Here is a 15,709-nt window from a genome sequence, read left to right as displayed (position 1 = left end):
CCCGTGAGCACGATCGTGTCGACCGTCGGATGCGTGACGAGGTGTCGGCCGACCGGGCCGTCCTCGCACACGACCAGCTGGAGGACGTCGCCCGGCACGCCGGCCCGCCAGAACTGATCGGCGATCCGCGCACCGATCTCGACCGCTTCCGGAGCGGGCTTGAGGATCACGCTGTTCCCGGCGGCGATCGCGGCGGCGACGCCACCGGTCGGGATGGCGTACGGAAAGTTCCACGGCCCGATGACGACGATCACGCCGCGGCCCACGACGTCGCTGCCCGCCCGAGCGGCCGTGTCGAGTCGCTCCCGTCCGGCGGTCGCGTAGTAGCGGCAGAAGTCGATCGCCTCGCTGACCTCCGGATCGCCCTCGTGGATCGTCTTCGCGACGTGGTGGGCCATCAGGCCGATCGTCGCGGCGCGTTCCGCGCTCATCAGATCGGCGGCGTCGAGCAGCCACCGCCGGCGTTCGTCGACTCCGTGAGCGTCGTCCCGATGGCTCTCGCCGGCAGCGGCGAGCATCGTGTCGATGGTCGCGGTCTCGGTGACGACGTCGAACGACACCGACGGCGGGTTCGCCACCGCATCGAGGAACGCGGTGCGCACCGAGGGGATGGTCGTGTCGCTGTCGGGTTCGTTCTCGAACCGCTCGGTGTCCCGCTCGATCGGGAAGCGCCGGCGTCCACGAAACACGTCGTGGCGTGCGGCGACCGCGTTCCGGAAGCGATCGGCCTCGAGCTCGAAGTCGGGCGACTCGGGGGTCAACGTGAACAGCGATCGCAGGAAGTTGTCGGGTTGCGTGTTCTCGTCGAGGCGGCGCGACAGGTAGGCGATGCTCGCGTCGAAGTCGTCGTCGGCGACGACGGGCGCGTACATCAGCAACTGTCCCGCGGCCTCGTGGACGGCGCGCGCCTGTGCCGGTGCCATTCCCTCCAACATCTCGAACTCGATGCGGTCGAGCACACCCCGATCGGCACCCCACGTCAACGCCCATGCGATGTCAAACAGGTTGTGGCTGGCCAGTCCGAGCCGTAGTGCACCGTTCCAGTCGGGGCGCATGGCGGAGTCGAGCATCGCCTTGTAGCTGGCGTCGACCGCGGCCTTGGTCGGGTACGGCGCCGGGGTCCAACCGTGCAGATCGGCCTCCACCGACTCCATCGCGAGGTTCGCGCCCTTCACCAGACGCACCTTGATCGTTCCACCGCTGCGAGCGTGGCGCACCGTCGCCCACGCCCCGAGCCGTTCGAGCGCTTCGTGCGAGTCGGGGAGATACGCCTGCAACACGATGCCGGCATCGATCCCGGCGAACTCGGGCTCGTCGAGGACGCGCATGAACGACCGCAACGTCAGCTCCAGATCGCGGTACTCCTCCATGTCGAGGTTGACGAAGGTCCGCGGCGTCGCTGCCTCGCCGCGTCGGTACAGCTCGCGCAGACGCTCGCAGATCCGGTCCAGCGAGAGTTCGAACGCGAGCGCGTCGAGATTGGCGACGAGTGCCGAGACCTTCGCCGACACGTAGTCGACGTCGGGGCGATCGATGCTGTGCAGCACGGCCGTCAACCGGACGTCGGCTTCGGCGTCGGAGAGGATCGCCTCGCCCAGCGGATTGACGTTCAACCGGACGCCGTCCTGTTCGCGTCGGCGGAGGTGATCGGCGAAGGCGGGATCGTCGGCCGGGATGACGATGCCGTCTGTCTCCGACTTGATCTTGCGGACGACCAGCGGCATCACGAGCCGCGGCAGACGCGGGGCGACGACCGCACCCGCGCGCAGCAGAAGGGCATCGAGTCGTCCGACCGCTCGGGTGTGGTGCTGGTCGACCACGCTCGCGAACCGCCGAGCGGCCAGCGCCGGATCGTCGATCCGGAGCACCTCGTCGGTCATCGCGAAGATCAGCTTGCGGCCTTCGTCGTCGGCGAGCAGCGCCCCCAGTCGTTCCCGGCTGTGTGCTTCCTGACGGGACTCGTCGGCTTGACTCGCGGCCAACAGCGTGCGGGCGAGGTCGACGGAGTCCTCGGCGAGGTCGAGATCGGAACGACCGGTCGCCACCGGCGCAGGGGAAGAGGACGTCGACACGCTCATGTATCCATGGAACACGTCGCGCACGGTCGCGGTCTTGTACGAATTCGTCGTTGCGAGTCGTCGAAATCGACCAACGCCGTCCCGACGTGCGCCGGCGGGGGATACTGGTCGCCATGCTCGACCGGTCACTCGAAGCGGTCACCGAGGTGCTTGCCACGACACCGCACGTGATGTTCTGCATCAAGGCGGCCACGGGCGAGTACCTGGCCGCCAACCAGGCGTTCGCCGATCGAGCCGGGGTCGCGGGTGCGGGTGACGTGGTCGGACGGACGGCGAGCGACCTCTTCCCGGCCGAGTTCGCGGAGCGGTACGACGCGCAGGATCGGGCGGTGGTCGAGACCGGACACATGCTGACGAACGAGCTCGAGTTCATCACCCGACCGGATCGCACGATCGGCTGGTTCCTCACGTCGAAGTCCCGATGGACCGATGCGGACGGCGAGGTCGCGGGTGTCGTCAGCGTGTCGGTCGACCTGCGGACCCATGTCGACGCGGATGCTCCTCATGCTCGTCTCGCCGCGGCGGTCGAGGTCGCACGGCGTCGGTTCGCCGAGCCGATCGAGGTCGCGGATCTCGCGGATGCGGCGGAGATGTCCGTCGCACAGTTGGAACGGAGCGCGCGGCGCGTCCTCGGGCTCGGCCCCAAGCAACTCGTGATGAGGTTCCGGTTGGAGGAGGGCCTCCGACTCCTGACGACGACCGATCTGCCGATCGCCGACGTCGCCCACCGGTGCGGCTACTACGACCAGAGTGCGTTCAGTCGCCACTTCCGCAAGGTCGTCGGCTCCTCACCCGCCGCGTATCGCACCGCCCATCGACCCTGACGGAGTCGGCTCGACGAGTCCACGCCACGATGGGGAGATTTTCGTGGACCGCCGGGAGGATCGTATGGTTGTACACCACAACCATCGAGAGGGGATCGCCGTGGCGATGACAGAGAATGCGCCGACGACGGTGCCGGTGAACGAGACGCCTGCCGATCCGGTGGAAGCCGTTCGCGAATGGCTCGGCGAGAACTGGGACCCCGATCTGACCGTCGCCGAATGGTGGGAGCGGCTCGGCCTCGCCGGCTGGGCGTCCCCGATCCTTCCGAACGACGCGTTCGGACGCGGGCTGTCACGCTCCGACTCGGTCGCCGTGATGCGCGAGATCGGATCGTTCGGTGCGCTCGGCCCGCCGAGTGGACTCGGGCTGTTGCTCGCCGCTCCGACGATCGCCACCCACGGAACTCCCGAACAGATCGCCGAGCACGTGCGCGACATCGTGACGGGTCAGAAGGCGTGGTGCCAGCTCTTCAGCGAGCCGGGTGCAGGATCGGACCTCGCCGGACTCTCCAGCCGCGCCGAGAAGGACGGCGAGGAGTACATCGTCAACGGGCAGAAGGTGTGGACCTCGCTCGGTCACACCGCCGACATGGGCATGCTGATCGCGCGCACGAACGTCGACGTTCCGAAGCACCAGGGGATCTCGTGGATGGCGATCGACATGGACCAGCCGGGCGTCGAGATCCGACCGCTCCACGAGATGACCGGTCACGCGATGTTCAACGAGGTGTTCCTCACCGATGCGCGGGTGCGCGAGTCCGATGTGATCGGTGGCGTGAACAACGGTTGGGCCGTCACGAACACGACGTTGCAGGCCGAACGGGCAGGTCTCGGCGCCGGTGGATCGGGCGGCGCTGCGGGTGCCCAGCCCGGCACGATCTCCAAGCAGCTCGAACGTCGCGCCGGTGATCTCGTCGCGCCGGTCGATCCGAAGAAGGCATCGCGTCGGGCGGCCACGCCCGCAGCGCGATCCAACGACCAGATGCTCGTCGGTTTCGCCCGCTCGGAGGGCAAGCTCGACGACCCGTCGATCCGGCAGGATCTGATGCGGCTGCACATCCTCAACCAGATCGGCAAGTTCAACGGGCAACGGCTCAAGGCGCTGCGCACGTCCGGCCAGGACATCCCCGGCATGGCGAACATCTCGAAGCTCTTGATGAGCGACACGGTGCGCCTCACCCGCGACCTCGGGCTCCGGATCGTCGGAGCATCCGGGATGCTGCACGCCTACACCGACGAACAGCGCGAGTCGCTCAATGCCGCGACCGGCAACCCGATGCTCGGGATCGTCACCGGAACGGCGCTGTACGCGCAGGCGCCCCCGATCTACGGCGGAACCGATCAGATCCAGCGCAACATCATCGGTGAACGTGCGCTCGGACTCCCGAAGGAACCGAACGACGACAAGGTCCGCCCCTTCTCGGACCTCCCCAAGAACGTCTGACGCAACAACGAGGATTGACGGTGCCGATTTGGGGTAGACCAGGATCATGAAACTCCTCATCGGAATCATCGTCGGAGCGGCCGTCGGGGGATACCTCGCGGCCAACATGACCGAGCAGCAGCGCTCGAAGGTCGGAAGGGCCGCCGGAAATGCGGCGAGCACCGTCACCCAGTCGAAGGTTGCGACCGCCGTGGTCGACAACGCATCGAAGGTGACGGACAAGGTCACCGATCGGGTGGCCGGCGTCGTCGACAACGCCGGAGACAAGGTCGCCGACACGATCGCTGCCGACGACGACGCGCCGGTCGTCGACACCACCACGTCCGCCATCTGACACGCCGCGCCACCCAACGGCGGCGGGCGAGGTGACGTTCAGCGCTTGTTGGCGCGCTTGTACCGGTGGACCGAGAGTGGTGCGAACACCGCGATCGTGGCGACCACCCAGATCAGTGTGTAGACGATCGGGTGCTCGAGCGGCCACACGTCGGGTGACGGTGCGTCCGGCGGGATGTTGCCGAAGAGCTCGCGAGCGGCCTGGGTGACCGACGAGACGGGGTTCCACTCGGCGAACGTCTGGAGTGGTCCGGGAAGGCTCTCCGCGGGGACGAACGTGTTGGCGATGAACGACAGCGGGAAGATCACCATGAACGACGCGTTGTTGATCACCTCGACGCTCGGCACGAGCAGGGCGATGTAGGCCATCACCCACGACACGGCGTACGCGAACAGAAGCAACAGCACGAACCCGGCGATCGCGTCGAGGAAGGAGTTGCGGATCCTCCACCCGACCAGGAGGCCGGTGATCGCCATGATGATCAGCGACAGCAGGTTGTAGACCACGTCGCTGATCGTTCGTCCCGCGAGCACCGCCGAACGCGACATCGGGAGCGAGCGGAAGCGGTCGATGATCCCCTTCTGCATGTCCTCGGCGATCCCCGCCCCGGTGAACGTCGCACCGAACATCACCGACTGCACGAAGATTCCGGCCATCAGGAACTCGCGGTAGCTCGACCCTGCGATCGCGATCGAGTTGCCGAAGACGTAGCCGAACAGCAGCACGAACATGATCGGCGACATGAGGACGAACACCATCACCTCGGGCACGCGCTTGATCTTGATCACGTTGCGCTTCGCGATGACGGTGGTGTCGGCCAACATGGCCGTGACGGCGCTCATGACGTCGCTCCTTCGGTCGATGTCCCGAGCGACTCGGTGTCGCTCGCCGTGTCGGGGTGGTCGTCGTCGGCATGGCGACCGGTCAGCGTGAGGAAGACGTCGTCCAGCGTCGGTCGGCGGAGCCCGACGTCGTTGATCGCGATCCCTTCGTCGTCGAGTGCCCGGAGCGTCGAGGTCAGCGTTGCGGCACCGCCCGAGATCGGCGCGAGCAGCCGACGGACGGGCTCGTCGACTTCGACCTCGCCGACCGCGTGACGGGCGAGGACCTCCCGCGCCCTGGCGAGTTGATCGGCCTCGGTGACCGTGACGTCGATGCGGTCACCGCCGACCTGCGACTTGAGTTCGTCGGACGTTCCGCGGGCGATCGCGGTTCCGTGGTCGATCACGACGATGTCGTCGGCGAGCTGGTCGGCCTCTTCCATGTACTGCGTGGTCAGCAGCAGCGTCGTGCCCTTGGCGACCAGCTCGCGGATCACGGCCCAGAGTTCGATGCGGCTGCGCGGATCGAGCCCCGTCGTCGGCTCATCGAGGAAGAGCACCGGCGGTTCGGCCACGAGCGCTCCGGCGAGGTCGAGTCGACGACGCATGCCCCCGGAGTAGGTCTTGACGGGTCGATCGCCGGCCTCGACCAGGTCGAATCGTTCGAGGAGTTCGCGCGCCCGAGTCCTGGATCGCTTCCGACCGAGTCGGTACAGCCGGCCGATCATGTCGAGGTTCTCGTACCCGGTGAGCACCTCGTCGACCGCGGCGTACTGTCCGGACAGCCCGATCTTGCGCCGGACCTCCCCCGGCTGCGTCCGCAGGTCCACCCCTGCGATGCTCGCCTCGCCCTCATCCGGGACGAGCAGGGTCGTGAGGATCGACACGGCGGTGGTCTTGCCGGCCCCGTTCGGGCCCAGCAGCCCGAGCACCGTGCCCTCGGGAACCGACAGGTCGAGGCCGTCGAGCGCGGTGACGTCGCCGTAGCGCTTCACCAGCCCGATGGCGTGGATCGTTTCGATCATCGAGACACGATACGGGTGGTCGGCAACGGTGCGAGAGTAGGTTGACCAACGTGTGGTCGTGGTTCGAGCGCGAGGTCATCGACCGCGGTCGACTCCCGCTGTTCCTGGCACTCCTGGCGTTCGTCGTCACCCTTCTGATCACGCGATCGATCACCGGCATGATCCGCTCGGGACGCGGTCCGTTCCACGATCACGTGTCGTCGTCGGGAACGCACGTGCACCACGCAGTACCGGGTGTCCTCCTGATCATCGGAGATCTCGGTCGAACTCGACCTGGACGCGACGCCGGTACACCGAAAGGAAGTTTGAGCGGGCGCTCCGACGCGGAGCGAAATTCGACGCCCGGTTCGGCAACAGGGTCACGTGGGCCTACGACTTCGTCGGTGGCCGACCCGAGCCGATTTCCGGACGGTCGACGACGGTGTCCTGATCGACCGTCGAACACGTCCGCATTCCACCTCGCCGGACATGGCCGAGCGGGTCGTCGCCGTTTCATAGTGTGCAGCCATGCACACGTTGCTCGCGGGCGCCGAGGCGGCGACCAGTGACATCGAGGTCACCGAGGCACTGATCGTCGGGCTGATGCTGGTGGCCGCGCTCGTCGGCATCGGGGTCAGTCGACTGCGGTTGCCGTACACCGTGGCGCTGGTGCTCGTCGGCCTGGCGCTCGGCCTCAGTGGGACGTTCCGTGCGATCGACCTGACCAGCGACCTGATCCTCCTGGTGTTCCTCCCGCCGCTGCTGTTCGAGGGCGCGATCAACATGGATCTCGACGACCTCCAACTGCGCTGGCGACAGGTGGCCGTCCTGGCCTTCGTCGGTACCGCGATCTCGGCGGCCGTCATTGCGCTGATGTTGGTGATCGTCCCCGGAATGTCGATCGAACTCGCCGTGGTGTTCGCCGTCGTCCTCGCCGCGACCGATCCGGTCAGCGTCCTCGCGATCTTCAAGGAGAACGGTGTGGTGTCGGGGCTGAGGACGCTGATGGAGGGCGAGTCGATCTTCAACGACGCGATCGCGATCGTCGCCTACATCATCGTCGTCGAGGTCGCGTTCGGCAACGATCCCGTGACGTTCGGGGACGCGCTCACGGAGTTCGGGACCGAGGTGGTCATCGGCGTCGGCGTCGGTGCGGCGGTCGGGTTCATCGCCCATCGCCTGATGGCCACCCTCGACGATCATCTCGTCGAGATCACCCTCTCGCTCGTCACGGCGTATGGCGCGTACCTGCTCGCCGATCGGCTCGGAGGCTCGGGCGTGATCGCCGTGGTCACATCCGGACTCCTGATCGGCAACTACGGAACGCGGCTGGCGATGTCCGCCTCGTCGAGGGTCACGCTGCGGGAGTTCTGGGAGGTGCTGGCGTTCCTCGCCAACTCGGCGTTGTTCCTCGTCATCGGCCTGGAGTTCGACCCCGGCGCACTCCGCGGACGAACCCTGGTGACCGCCATGGTGGCGATCGCCGGGGTTCTCGTCAGCCGGTTGATCATCGCGTACGGCCTGATGTGGCCGTTCACGCGGGCGACGTCCGCTCCGGTCCCGAGATCGTGGATGACCGCGATCTTCTGGGGCGGGCTCCGAGGCTCGATCCCGATCGCGCTCGTACTCGGGCTTCCCGTCAAGCAATTCGCGGGCGTCGATGCGGTCGCGGTGGTGTTCGCCGTCGTCCTGTTCTCGCTGGTCGTTCAAGGCTCCACCTATCGGCCGTTGCTCGACCACCTCGACCTGACGTCGCAGACCGACGAGTTGAACCGCTTCGAGGAACACCTGGCCGAGACGCTGGCGCTGCGCGCGGCGCTGTCGGAGTTGGAGACGATGCGTCACAGCGGTGAGGTCACGGCCGTGCTCTACATCGACCTTCGCAAGCGCCTCACGAATCGTCTCGAGACCCAGGAGGAGCAGATGTCCGACCTGACGACGAACGTGGAGGACGTCCGCAAGCGCCAGATGACGGTGTCGGCACGACGGCTGGCTTCGGTCCGGAAGCAGGCGTTGTCCGACGCATCACGGTCGGGACGGATCAGTGACCGCGTGGCACGCAGGCTGTCACGCGACATCGACATCGAGGCCGAGGATGCTCCGAACATGCTGTGGGAGGACCTCGCTGACGACGACCGGTCCGACGCCGATGCGTCGCCCGACGAGTGACCGGCTGCTCGCGCGGCGCACGGCGGCTGAGCTGACGAAGGGTCCTCGACGTCGAGCTCGTTGCGTCAGGCGCCGCCAGTCCCGGCACCACCGTCAGGTGCCTAAGGTGTGATGGATGGACCTCGCGTTTCATCGCCTCGCCGTGATCAACCGCGGGGAGGCCGCGATGCGCTTGATCAACGCGGTGCAGGAACTGCGCTTCGAGCACGGCATCGACGTCCGGACGATCGCCCTGCACACGACCGCCGAGGCGTCCGCGATGTTCGTGCGCGAGGCCGACGAGGCGATCTGCATCGACGTGGACCGCCCCGCCGACGCCGGGAGTCCGTATCTCGATCTCGAGGTGCTCGAAAGCGCGCTGATCGACAGTCGCGCCGACGCCGCGTGGGTCGGTTGGGGCTTCGTGGCGGAACGGCCCGAGTTCGCCGAACTGTGCGAACGACTGGGTGTCGTGTTCATCGGTCCGCGACCGGAAGTGATGCGTCGGCTCGGCGACAAGATCGAAGCGAAGCTGCTGGCGGAGCGTTCCGATGTGCCGGTCGCGCCGTGGAGCGGCGGCCCGGTCGACTCGATCGAGGTGGCCCGCGAGCAGGCCGATGCCATCGGGTTCCCGCTGATGATCAAGGCGACGGCCGGCGGCGGTGGCAGGGGGATCCGCCGGGTCGACGAACACGGTGGTCTCGACGAAGCGTTCAGGAGCGCCCGCGCCGAGGGACTCAAGGCGTTCGGTGACGCGACGGTGTTCATGGAGCGGGTCGTGTCGGACGCCCGCCATGTCGAGGTCCAGGTCATCTGCGACACCCACGGCACGGCGTGGGCGGTCGGCGTGCGCGACTGCTCGCTGCAACGGCGCAATCAGAAGGTCGTCGAGGAATCGCACTGCATCGTGCTGACACCCGAACAGGATCGGGATCTCCGCGCGGCAGCGGTCCGCCTCGCGCAGGCCGCCGGGTACGAGAACGCGGGAACGGTCGAGTTCCTGTATCAGCCCGCCGAGCAGACCTTCGCGTTCCTGGAGGTCAACACGCGACTGCAGGTCGAGCACCCGGTCACCGAACTCACCACGGGTCTCGACCTCGTCAAACTCCAACTGGCGGTGGCGAGTGGCGGACAACTCGTCGGGGACCCACCCCCGAGCTTCGGATATGCGATCGAAGCCCGGCTCAACGCCGAGGACCCGCAGCGGGGGTTCGCTCCGGCGCCGGGCACGATCGAAACGCTGTCGCTGCCGGTCGGCTCGGGGATTCGGGTCGACACCGGCGTCGCGGAGGGAGATGTCATCCCACCCGAGTTCGATTCGATGATCGCCAAGATCATCGCGACCGGGGCCGATCGCACCGAGGCACTGAGCCGATTGCGGCGGGCGTTGTCGCAGATGACCGTGCTCGTGAGTGGCGGCACGACCAACAAGTCGTTCCTCCTCGAACTGCTCGACCGCGACGAGGTGCGCAGCGGTGACGTCGACACCTCGTGGCTCGACCGGCTCACCGCCGAAGGCGGGCACCTCCCGACCCGCCTCGCCGACGTCGCGCTGATCGCTGCCACGCTCGATGCCGAGCAACTCCAGGCCGATTTCGACCGCGTTGCGTTCTTCGGATCGGCGAGTCGCGGGCGCCCCCAGGTCGAGACCGCGATCGGTCACACCGTCGAACTGCGTTACGACGGTGAGCCGTATCTCGTCGAGGTCCGACACGTCCTGGAACAGCGCTACGAGCTCACCGTCGACGGCGCCACGGTGATCGTCGACGTCGAACGGCTCGGCCGCTCCCGCAGCCGGCTCACGATCGGATCGACGTCCTACTCGGTCGTGTCCACGATCCAGGGCAGCGATCACCTGATCGAGGTCGAGGGGATCGCGCACCGCTTCTCGCGAGACGACGCCGGCGTCGTGCGCGCACCGGCGGCGTCGCTCGTCGTTCGGATCGACGTCGAGGCCGACGATGTGGTCGCCGCCGGTGACCGGCTCGGTGTGCTCGAGGCGATGAAGATGGAGATGGAGATCATCGCACCGGTGAGCGGCCGGATTCGAGACGTCTTCTCGATGCCCAATGCACAGGTCGTCGCGGGGTTCGCGTTGTTCCGCATCGAGCCGGAGGGCGACGATGGTGATGCATCGACCGGGCGCGATCGGATCACGTTCGACACGCTCGCCGCGGCGACGTCGCCGGGTGATCGAAGGAGCAACGGCTCATCCGCGGCGGATCTGGTGAGCGCATCCCTGCTCGGCTTCGACGTCTCCTCGGCACACGCATGCGACGTCGTCGCGTCGTCGACGTCGTCCGGCGACGGCATCGACGCCGAGGATCTGGTCGCGATCCTCGAGGTGTTCGCCGACTTGAACGCGCTGGCGCCCGAGCGCCTCGACGTGTCGAACGAGCAGCGGGCGGGGCGCGAGTACTTCAACGCCTATCTGCGCTCGCTCGACCCCGTCGCCGAAGGGGTTCCCCAGTGGTACTCCGATCGTCTCGTCCGGGCGCTCGCGCACTACGGCGTCTCCGATCTCGAACCGTCCGACCGGTTGCGCGACGCGGTGCACCGGATCTTCGTGTCCCACCAGCGACGAGACGAGCAACTCGCGATCGTCGCGGCGTTGCTCGACGATCCCACGTCGTCGCCGGGGCTGCGCAGCACGCTCGACCGGGTGATCGACGCCACGCGCCGTCGTTCGCCGGCCGTCGCCAGCATGTCCCGGTCGGTGCGCTACCGGTTGTTCGACCGACCGCACACCGAGTCCGCCCGTACCGAGACTTCGGCGATGATGAAGGCATCGGTCGCGGCGGTCGACGGGTCCCCCGGCGAGCACGCGGCCGAAACCGACCGGCTCATCGCATGTCCACTGCCGCTGCTCCCGATCCTCACCGAGGACGACGTCTTCGCGACCACCGAGACGCCGGGGCGCCTCGTCGAGATCCTCGTCCGCCGCTACTACCGGATCCGCGACCTCGGCCCGGTCACGACACAGGTGGTCGATGACCTCGAGATCTGTCGTGCGACGTACGTCCACCGTGGGCGGCACGTGCACGTGATCGCAGTGCGTGCCCCACACGATGCGTTGACTCGCGTGCTGGCTGCGCTCGCCGGCATCGCGGCCACCGTCCCCGCGACCGACACGGCGGTCATGGACGTGTTCGTGCCGCTCACCCCGACCGGGAATCTCGACACCGACGAACTGTCCGGGCAGATGCGCGAGCTCCTGGATCGAGCGGAGTTCTCCGAGGTCGTGCGTCGCGTCGCGGTGGTCCCGGCCATGGTCGGGAGCCGCGTCGACGTCCTCACGTTCCGGCGTGCCACCGCTGCGGGCGACCGTCCGTATTGGATGGCCGAGTCGTCGAATGAGGCGCCCGACGGGGATCCCGTCTTCGAGGAGGACATCAAGTTCCGCGGCTTGCATCCGATGATCGCCCGGCGCCTGCAGATGTGGCGGCTCGCGAATTTCGACATCAGCCCGCTCCCGGCGGCGGGGGAGGCGCACCTGTTCGACTGTGTTGCCCGGGAGAATCCGGCGGACCGGCGGTTGATCGCCGTCGCCGAGGTGCGTGACATCACCCCGATCCGTGACGAGGCGGGCAAGGTCGTGGCGCTTCCCGAGGTCGAGCATCTCCTCATCGGCTGCCTCGATGCGATCCGCCGAGTCCGGGGCGAACTCCCCGGGGCCGCGGCGCTCGAATGGAACCGGGTCATGATGTACGTCTGGCCGGTCGTCGATTTTCCGCTCGACGAACTGGACGAGGTCGTCCAACGCCTCGCGCCGCTCACCGAAGGCCTGGGACTCGAACAGGTCGTCGTGAGCGGTCGACTGCGCGACGACGCGACCGGCAACACGATCGAAACGGTGATGCGGATCGGGTTCGAACCGGGCCGTGGGATCACGGTCCGGATCACCGATCCGGCCACCGAACCGATGCAGCCGCTCGACGAGTACGCGCGCAAGCTGATCGCGACCCGCCGTCGCGGGCTCACGTACCCCTACGAGATCGTTCCGATGTTGACCCGAGCGAACGGGACGTTCGTCGAACACGACCTCGACGAGCAGGAACCCGATGGTTCGACCGACCGTCTCGTTCCGGCGGAACGTCCTCCCGGCGAGAATCCGTCGGGCGTCGTCGTCGGCACGGTGTCGACACCGACCGCGGAACATCCCGACGGAATGACGCGGGTCGCGATCCTCGGCGATCCGACGAAGGCGATGGGATCGATCACCGAAGCCGAATGTCGACGACTGCTCGCTGCGATCGACCTGGCGGCCGAACTCGACGTGCCGATCGAATGGTTCGCGCTGTCGGCGGGGGCGAAGATCTCGATGGAGTCGGGGAGCGAGAACCTCGACTGGGTGGCACGGGTGCTTCGTCGCATCATCGAACACACACAGGCCGGCGGAGAGATCAACATCGTCGTGGCAGGGATCAACGTGGGTGCCCAGCCGTACTGGAACGCCGAGTCGACGATGCTGATGCACACCAAGGGCATCCTCGTGATGACCCCGGACAGCGCGATGGTGCTCACCGGCAAACAGGCCATCGACTACTCGGGCGGTGTCTCCGCGGATGACAACTTCGGTATCGGTGGGTACGAGCGGATCATGGGGCCGAACGGCGAAGCGCAGTTCTGGGCACCCACGCTGGCGGGTGCGTGCGACGTGCTCTTCCACCACTACGACCTCACGTATCGCGCGCCGGGCGAACGCTGGCCGAGGGCGATGCCCACGGGCGACCCGGTCGAGCGTGACGTTCGCTCCGCGCCCCACGACGTCGAGGGCATCGACTTCTCGACCGTCGGCGACATCTTCTCCGACACGGCAAACCCGGATCGCAAGAAGCCCTTCGACATCCGGGCGGTGATGGCGGCGGTGATCGACGCCGACCACGAGCCGCTCGAACGCTGGCCGGAGATGGCCGACGCGGAGATGGCGGTCGTCTACGACTGCCGACTGGGTGGCTCGGCGATCACCCTGATCGGAATGGAGTCGCGGCCGCTCCCGCGCCACGGGGTCACGCCCGCCGACGGGCCGTCCCAGTGGTCGGCGGGCACGCTGTTCCCGCTGTCGTCGAAGAAGGTGGCTCGGGCGATCAACGCGGCGAGTGGTGCCCGCCCGGTCGTGATGCTCGCGAACCTGTCCGGCTTCGACGGATCTCCCGAATCCCTGCGCCGGTTGCAGCTCGAGTACGGCGCGGAGATCGGTCGGGCGATCGTCAACTTCGACGGGCCGTTCGTACTGTGTGTCGTCTCGCGTTATCACGGTGGCGCGTTCGTGGTGTTCTCGGCCACCCTCAACGACAACATGGAGGTGCTCGCCGTCGAGGGATCGTTCGCGTCGGTGATCGGCGGTGCTCCTGCAGCGGCCGTCGTGTTCACCCGCGACGTCGACGCGCGAACCCGCGACGACGAGCGGATCCGTCAGCTCGACGCCGACGTCGCGACCGCCGAACGCGACGGCACCGATCAGGCGGAACGGCTCCGCGCCGAACTGTCGTCACTGCGCGACGTCGTGCGCACCGAGAAGATGGGTGACGTCGCCGCCGAGTTCGACGCCGTCCACAGCGTCGAGCGGGCACAACGTGTGGGCTCGGTGCATCGCATCATCGCCGCCGCCGACCTGCGTCCCGAACTCATCGCGTCCGTCGCGCGCGGGATGGACCGACAGCAGTCGTAGCCGAGCCGGGCGTCGGCCCGGTTCGATCACGGCGTCCGGAGGAGGGCGCTGCAGAGCAGCCGCGTCATCGACCGGACGTAGCGGTCGTCGCTCCAGCCGAGTTCGTGGACGAGTTCGCGCCACGTGTCGAAGTGGGCGACCGCGTACAAGGTTCCGGCAGCGTCGTCGACGGCCCAGTCCTCGGCGAGTTCGTCTCGTTCGTGGAGGGTGTCGATCATCGCCCGGAACGTCGCCTGTCGGAATCGCATACGGTCGCGCCACGCGGCGCCGAGTGCATCGTCGCTGTGCTGGGCTGCTTCGAGCACCTGGGCAACCGGCAACACCTGCGTCCAGAAGGTGGCGTTGAGGTACATCGCGGCCTCGAGCAGCGCTGCTCCGCCCGGCGCGGCGTGCACGGCGGCGACGGACTCACCGAGGTCGAGCGTTTCGTCCATGTGGTCGACGAGCGCGACCAGGACGGCGGTGCGATCGCCGAAGTGCAGGTAGATCGCCTGGCGGGAGACCGAGGCACGGGCCGCGACGTCGGCGAGCTTCAGTTGCGCCCCGTGCTCGGCGAGCAGTTCCCAGGTCGCGCGCAGGATGCGATTCCGGGTTTCGGGATCCCCATATCCGGTCGTGGTTGACATGCTGTCAAGCTGACTCTACTGTGGTTGACACGATGTAAAGCAGACGGTGATCGGAGGCACGATGTTCGACGAGAACTTCTCCAACGCACAGGCGGCGGTCCTCGATCACTACGGGATCACGGTCGACGAACGCTGGATCCCGACGTCCGTCGTCGCCGGTGAGGCCCACGTCCTCGTGGCCGGGCACGGTCGGTCGGTGGTCCTGCTCAACGGCATCGGTGTCCCGGCCGCGATGCTCGCACCGTTGATCACCCGTCTCGACGGGGTGACTCGGTACGCCATCGATCTGCCGGGATTCGGCTTGACCGACACCACCCCCGACTTCGCGGACGATCTCCGAACCAACGCGGTCCGGTTCCTCCTCGAGGTGTTCGACGGGCTCGGTCTGGACCGTCCGATCATCGTCGCCAACTCGCTCGGTTCGCTGTGGGCCAGTTGGCTGGCCATCGATCGGCCCGATCGCGTTGCAGCTCTGGTCCACGTCGGTTGCCCTTCCGTCGTGCTCGACACATCGGCGCCGCTCCCCATGAGGCTCCTCTCGACTCGTCCGTTGGGTCGGCTGATGATGAAGCTCCAGCCACCGTCGGAACGCCAGGTCGAACAGCTCGCCAAGATGGTCCGCGAGGATCCGCTGCCGCCCCTGATCGCCCGGCTCATCCTGTCAACCGAGCGCCTCGACCGTTTCGAGGATGCCTTCCTCGCGATGCTGCACCGATTGGTCCGGCTTCGGGGCGGCCGCCCCGAGACAGCCCTCACCGC

At 67.5% G+C, this 15,709-nt stretch carries 10 protein-coding genes; 6 read left to right on the top strand and 4 right to left on the bottom strand.

Annotated features, from left to right (window positions below; all coding sequences use genetic code 11):
• On the bottom strand, window positions 1–2,078 hold a 2,078-nt coding region (locus WBV89_RS05900; RefSeq protein WP_423980408.1), incomplete at its 3' end, for a proline dehydrogenase family protein.
• Window positions 2,079–2,128: 50 nt separating this feature from the next.
• Here WBV89_RS05900 and WBV89_RS05895 point away from each other — a divergent pair.
• From WBV89_RS05895 to WBV89_RS05885, 3 genes are all read left to right on the top strand, one after another.
• Entirely contained in the window at window positions 2,129–2,902 is a 774-nt protein-coding gene (locus WBV89_RS05895) for a helix-turn-helix domain-containing protein (protein ID WP_423980407.1), read from the top strand.
• Between the two features lie 106 nt (window positions 2,903–3,008).
• On the top strand, window positions 3,009–4,346 hold the full coding sequence (locus WBV89_RS05890) for an acyl-CoA dehydrogenase family protein (RefSeq protein ID WP_423980409.1): 1,338 nt from the start codon (window positions 3,009–3,011) through the stop codon (window positions 4,344–4,346).
• Between the two features lie 46 nt (window positions 4,347–4,392).
• A complete protein-coding gene (locus WBV89_RS05885) occupies window positions 4,393–4,680 on the top strand; it encodes a hypothetical protein (RefSeq protein WP_423980406.1) in 288 nt (95 codons plus the stop codon).
• 38 nt (window positions 4,681–4,718) lie between these two features.
• On the opposite strand, the gene WBV89_RS05880 is transcribed toward WBV89_RS05885, so the two are convergent.
• Together WBV89_RS05880 and WBV89_RS05875 are read right to left on the bottom strand one after the other, a co-directional pair.
• Complete coding sequence (locus WBV89_RS05880; protein WP_423980405.1) at window positions 4,719–5,522, bottom strand: ABC transporter permease; 804 nt, start codon at window positions 5,520–5,522, stop codon at window positions 4,719–4,721.
• Window positions 5,519–6,526, bottom strand: coding sequence for an ATP-binding cassette domain-containing protein (locus WBV89_RS05875; protein WP_423980404.1), 1,008 nt, complete (start codon window positions 6,524–6,526; stop codon window positions 5,519–5,521). The genes WBV89_RS05880 and WBV89_RS05875 overlap by 4 nt, the downstream gene beginning before the upstream one ends.
• 507 nt (window positions 6,527–7,033) lie before the next feature.
• Between WBV89_RS05875 and WBV89_RS05870 the strand changes: the two genes are divergently transcribed.
• Window positions 7,034–8,674 carry a Na+/H+ antiporter gene (locus WBV89_RS05870; RefSeq protein WP_423980403.1) on the top strand — a complete coding sequence of 547 codons (1,641 nt, stop codon included), beginning with the start codon at window positions 7,034–7,036 and terminating at the stop codon, window positions 8,672–8,674.
• Window positions 8,675–8,789: 115 nt separating this feature from the next.
• Window positions 8,790–14,324: a biotin carboxylase N-terminal domain-containing protein gene (locus WBV89_RS05865; RefSeq protein WP_423980402.1), complete on the top strand. Its 5,535-nt coding sequence runs from the start codon at window positions 8,790–8,792 to the stop codon at window positions 14,322–14,324.
• A gap of 26 nt (window positions 14,325–14,350) precedes the next feature.
• Here WBV89_RS05865 and WBV89_RS05860 read toward each other — a convergent pair whose 3' ends face one another.
• The gene (locus WBV89_RS05860) at window positions 14,351–14,950 is read right to left on the bottom strand and encodes a TetR/AcrR family transcriptional regulator (protein WP_423980401.1); all 600 of its coding nucleotides are present in this window, start codon (window positions 14,948–14,950) and stop codon (window positions 14,351–14,353) included.
• A 46-nt stretch (window positions 14,951–14,996) separates the two neighbouring features.
• On the opposite strand from WBV89_RS05860, the gene WBV89_RS05855 reads away from it, so the two are divergent.
• On the top strand, window positions 14,997–15,709 hold a 713-nt coding region (locus tag WBV89_RS05855; protein ID WP_423980400.1), incomplete at its 3' end, for an alpha/beta fold hydrolase.

Source organism: Ilumatobacter sp., from assembly GCF_049588435.1.
Classification (GTDB): Bacteria; Actinomycetota; Acidimicrobiia; order Acidimicrobiales; family Ilumatobacteraceae; genus Ilumatobacter_A.
The sequence above is the reverse complement of the archived record's forward strand: the minus strand, read 5'-3'. Positions and strand labels throughout refer to the sequence as shown.

Excerpts from the sequence above, each read along its gene's own strand:
- WBV89_RS05890 (WP_423980409.1), top strand. The coding sequence starts at position 3,009 with ATGACAGAGAATGCGCCGACGACGGTGCCGGTGAACGAGACGCCTGCC.
- WBV89_RS05885 (WP_423980406.1), top strand. The coding sequence starts at position 4,393 with ATGAAACTCCTCATCGGAATCATCGTCGGAGCGGCCGTCGGGGGATAC.
- WBV89_RS05880 (WP_423980405.1), bottom strand. The coding sequence starts at position 5,522 with ATGAGCGCCGTCACGGCCATGTTGGCCGACACCACCGTCATCGCGAAG.
- WBV89_RS05875 (WP_423980404.1), bottom strand. The coding sequence starts at position 6,526 with ATGATCGAAACGATCCACGCCATCGGGCTGGTGAAGCGCTACGGCGAC.
- WBV89_RS05870 (WP_423980403.1), top strand. The coding sequence starts at position 7,034 with ATGCACACGTTGCTCGCGGGCGCCGAGGCGGCGACCAGTGACATCGAG.
- WBV89_RS05865 (WP_423980402.1), top strand. The coding sequence starts at position 8,790 with ATGGACCTCGCGTTTCATCGCCTCGCCGTGATCAACCGCGGGGAGGCC.
- WBV89_RS05860 (WP_423980401.1), bottom strand. The coding sequence starts at position 14,950 with ATGTCAACCACGACCGGATATGGGGATCCCGAAACCCGGAATCGCATC.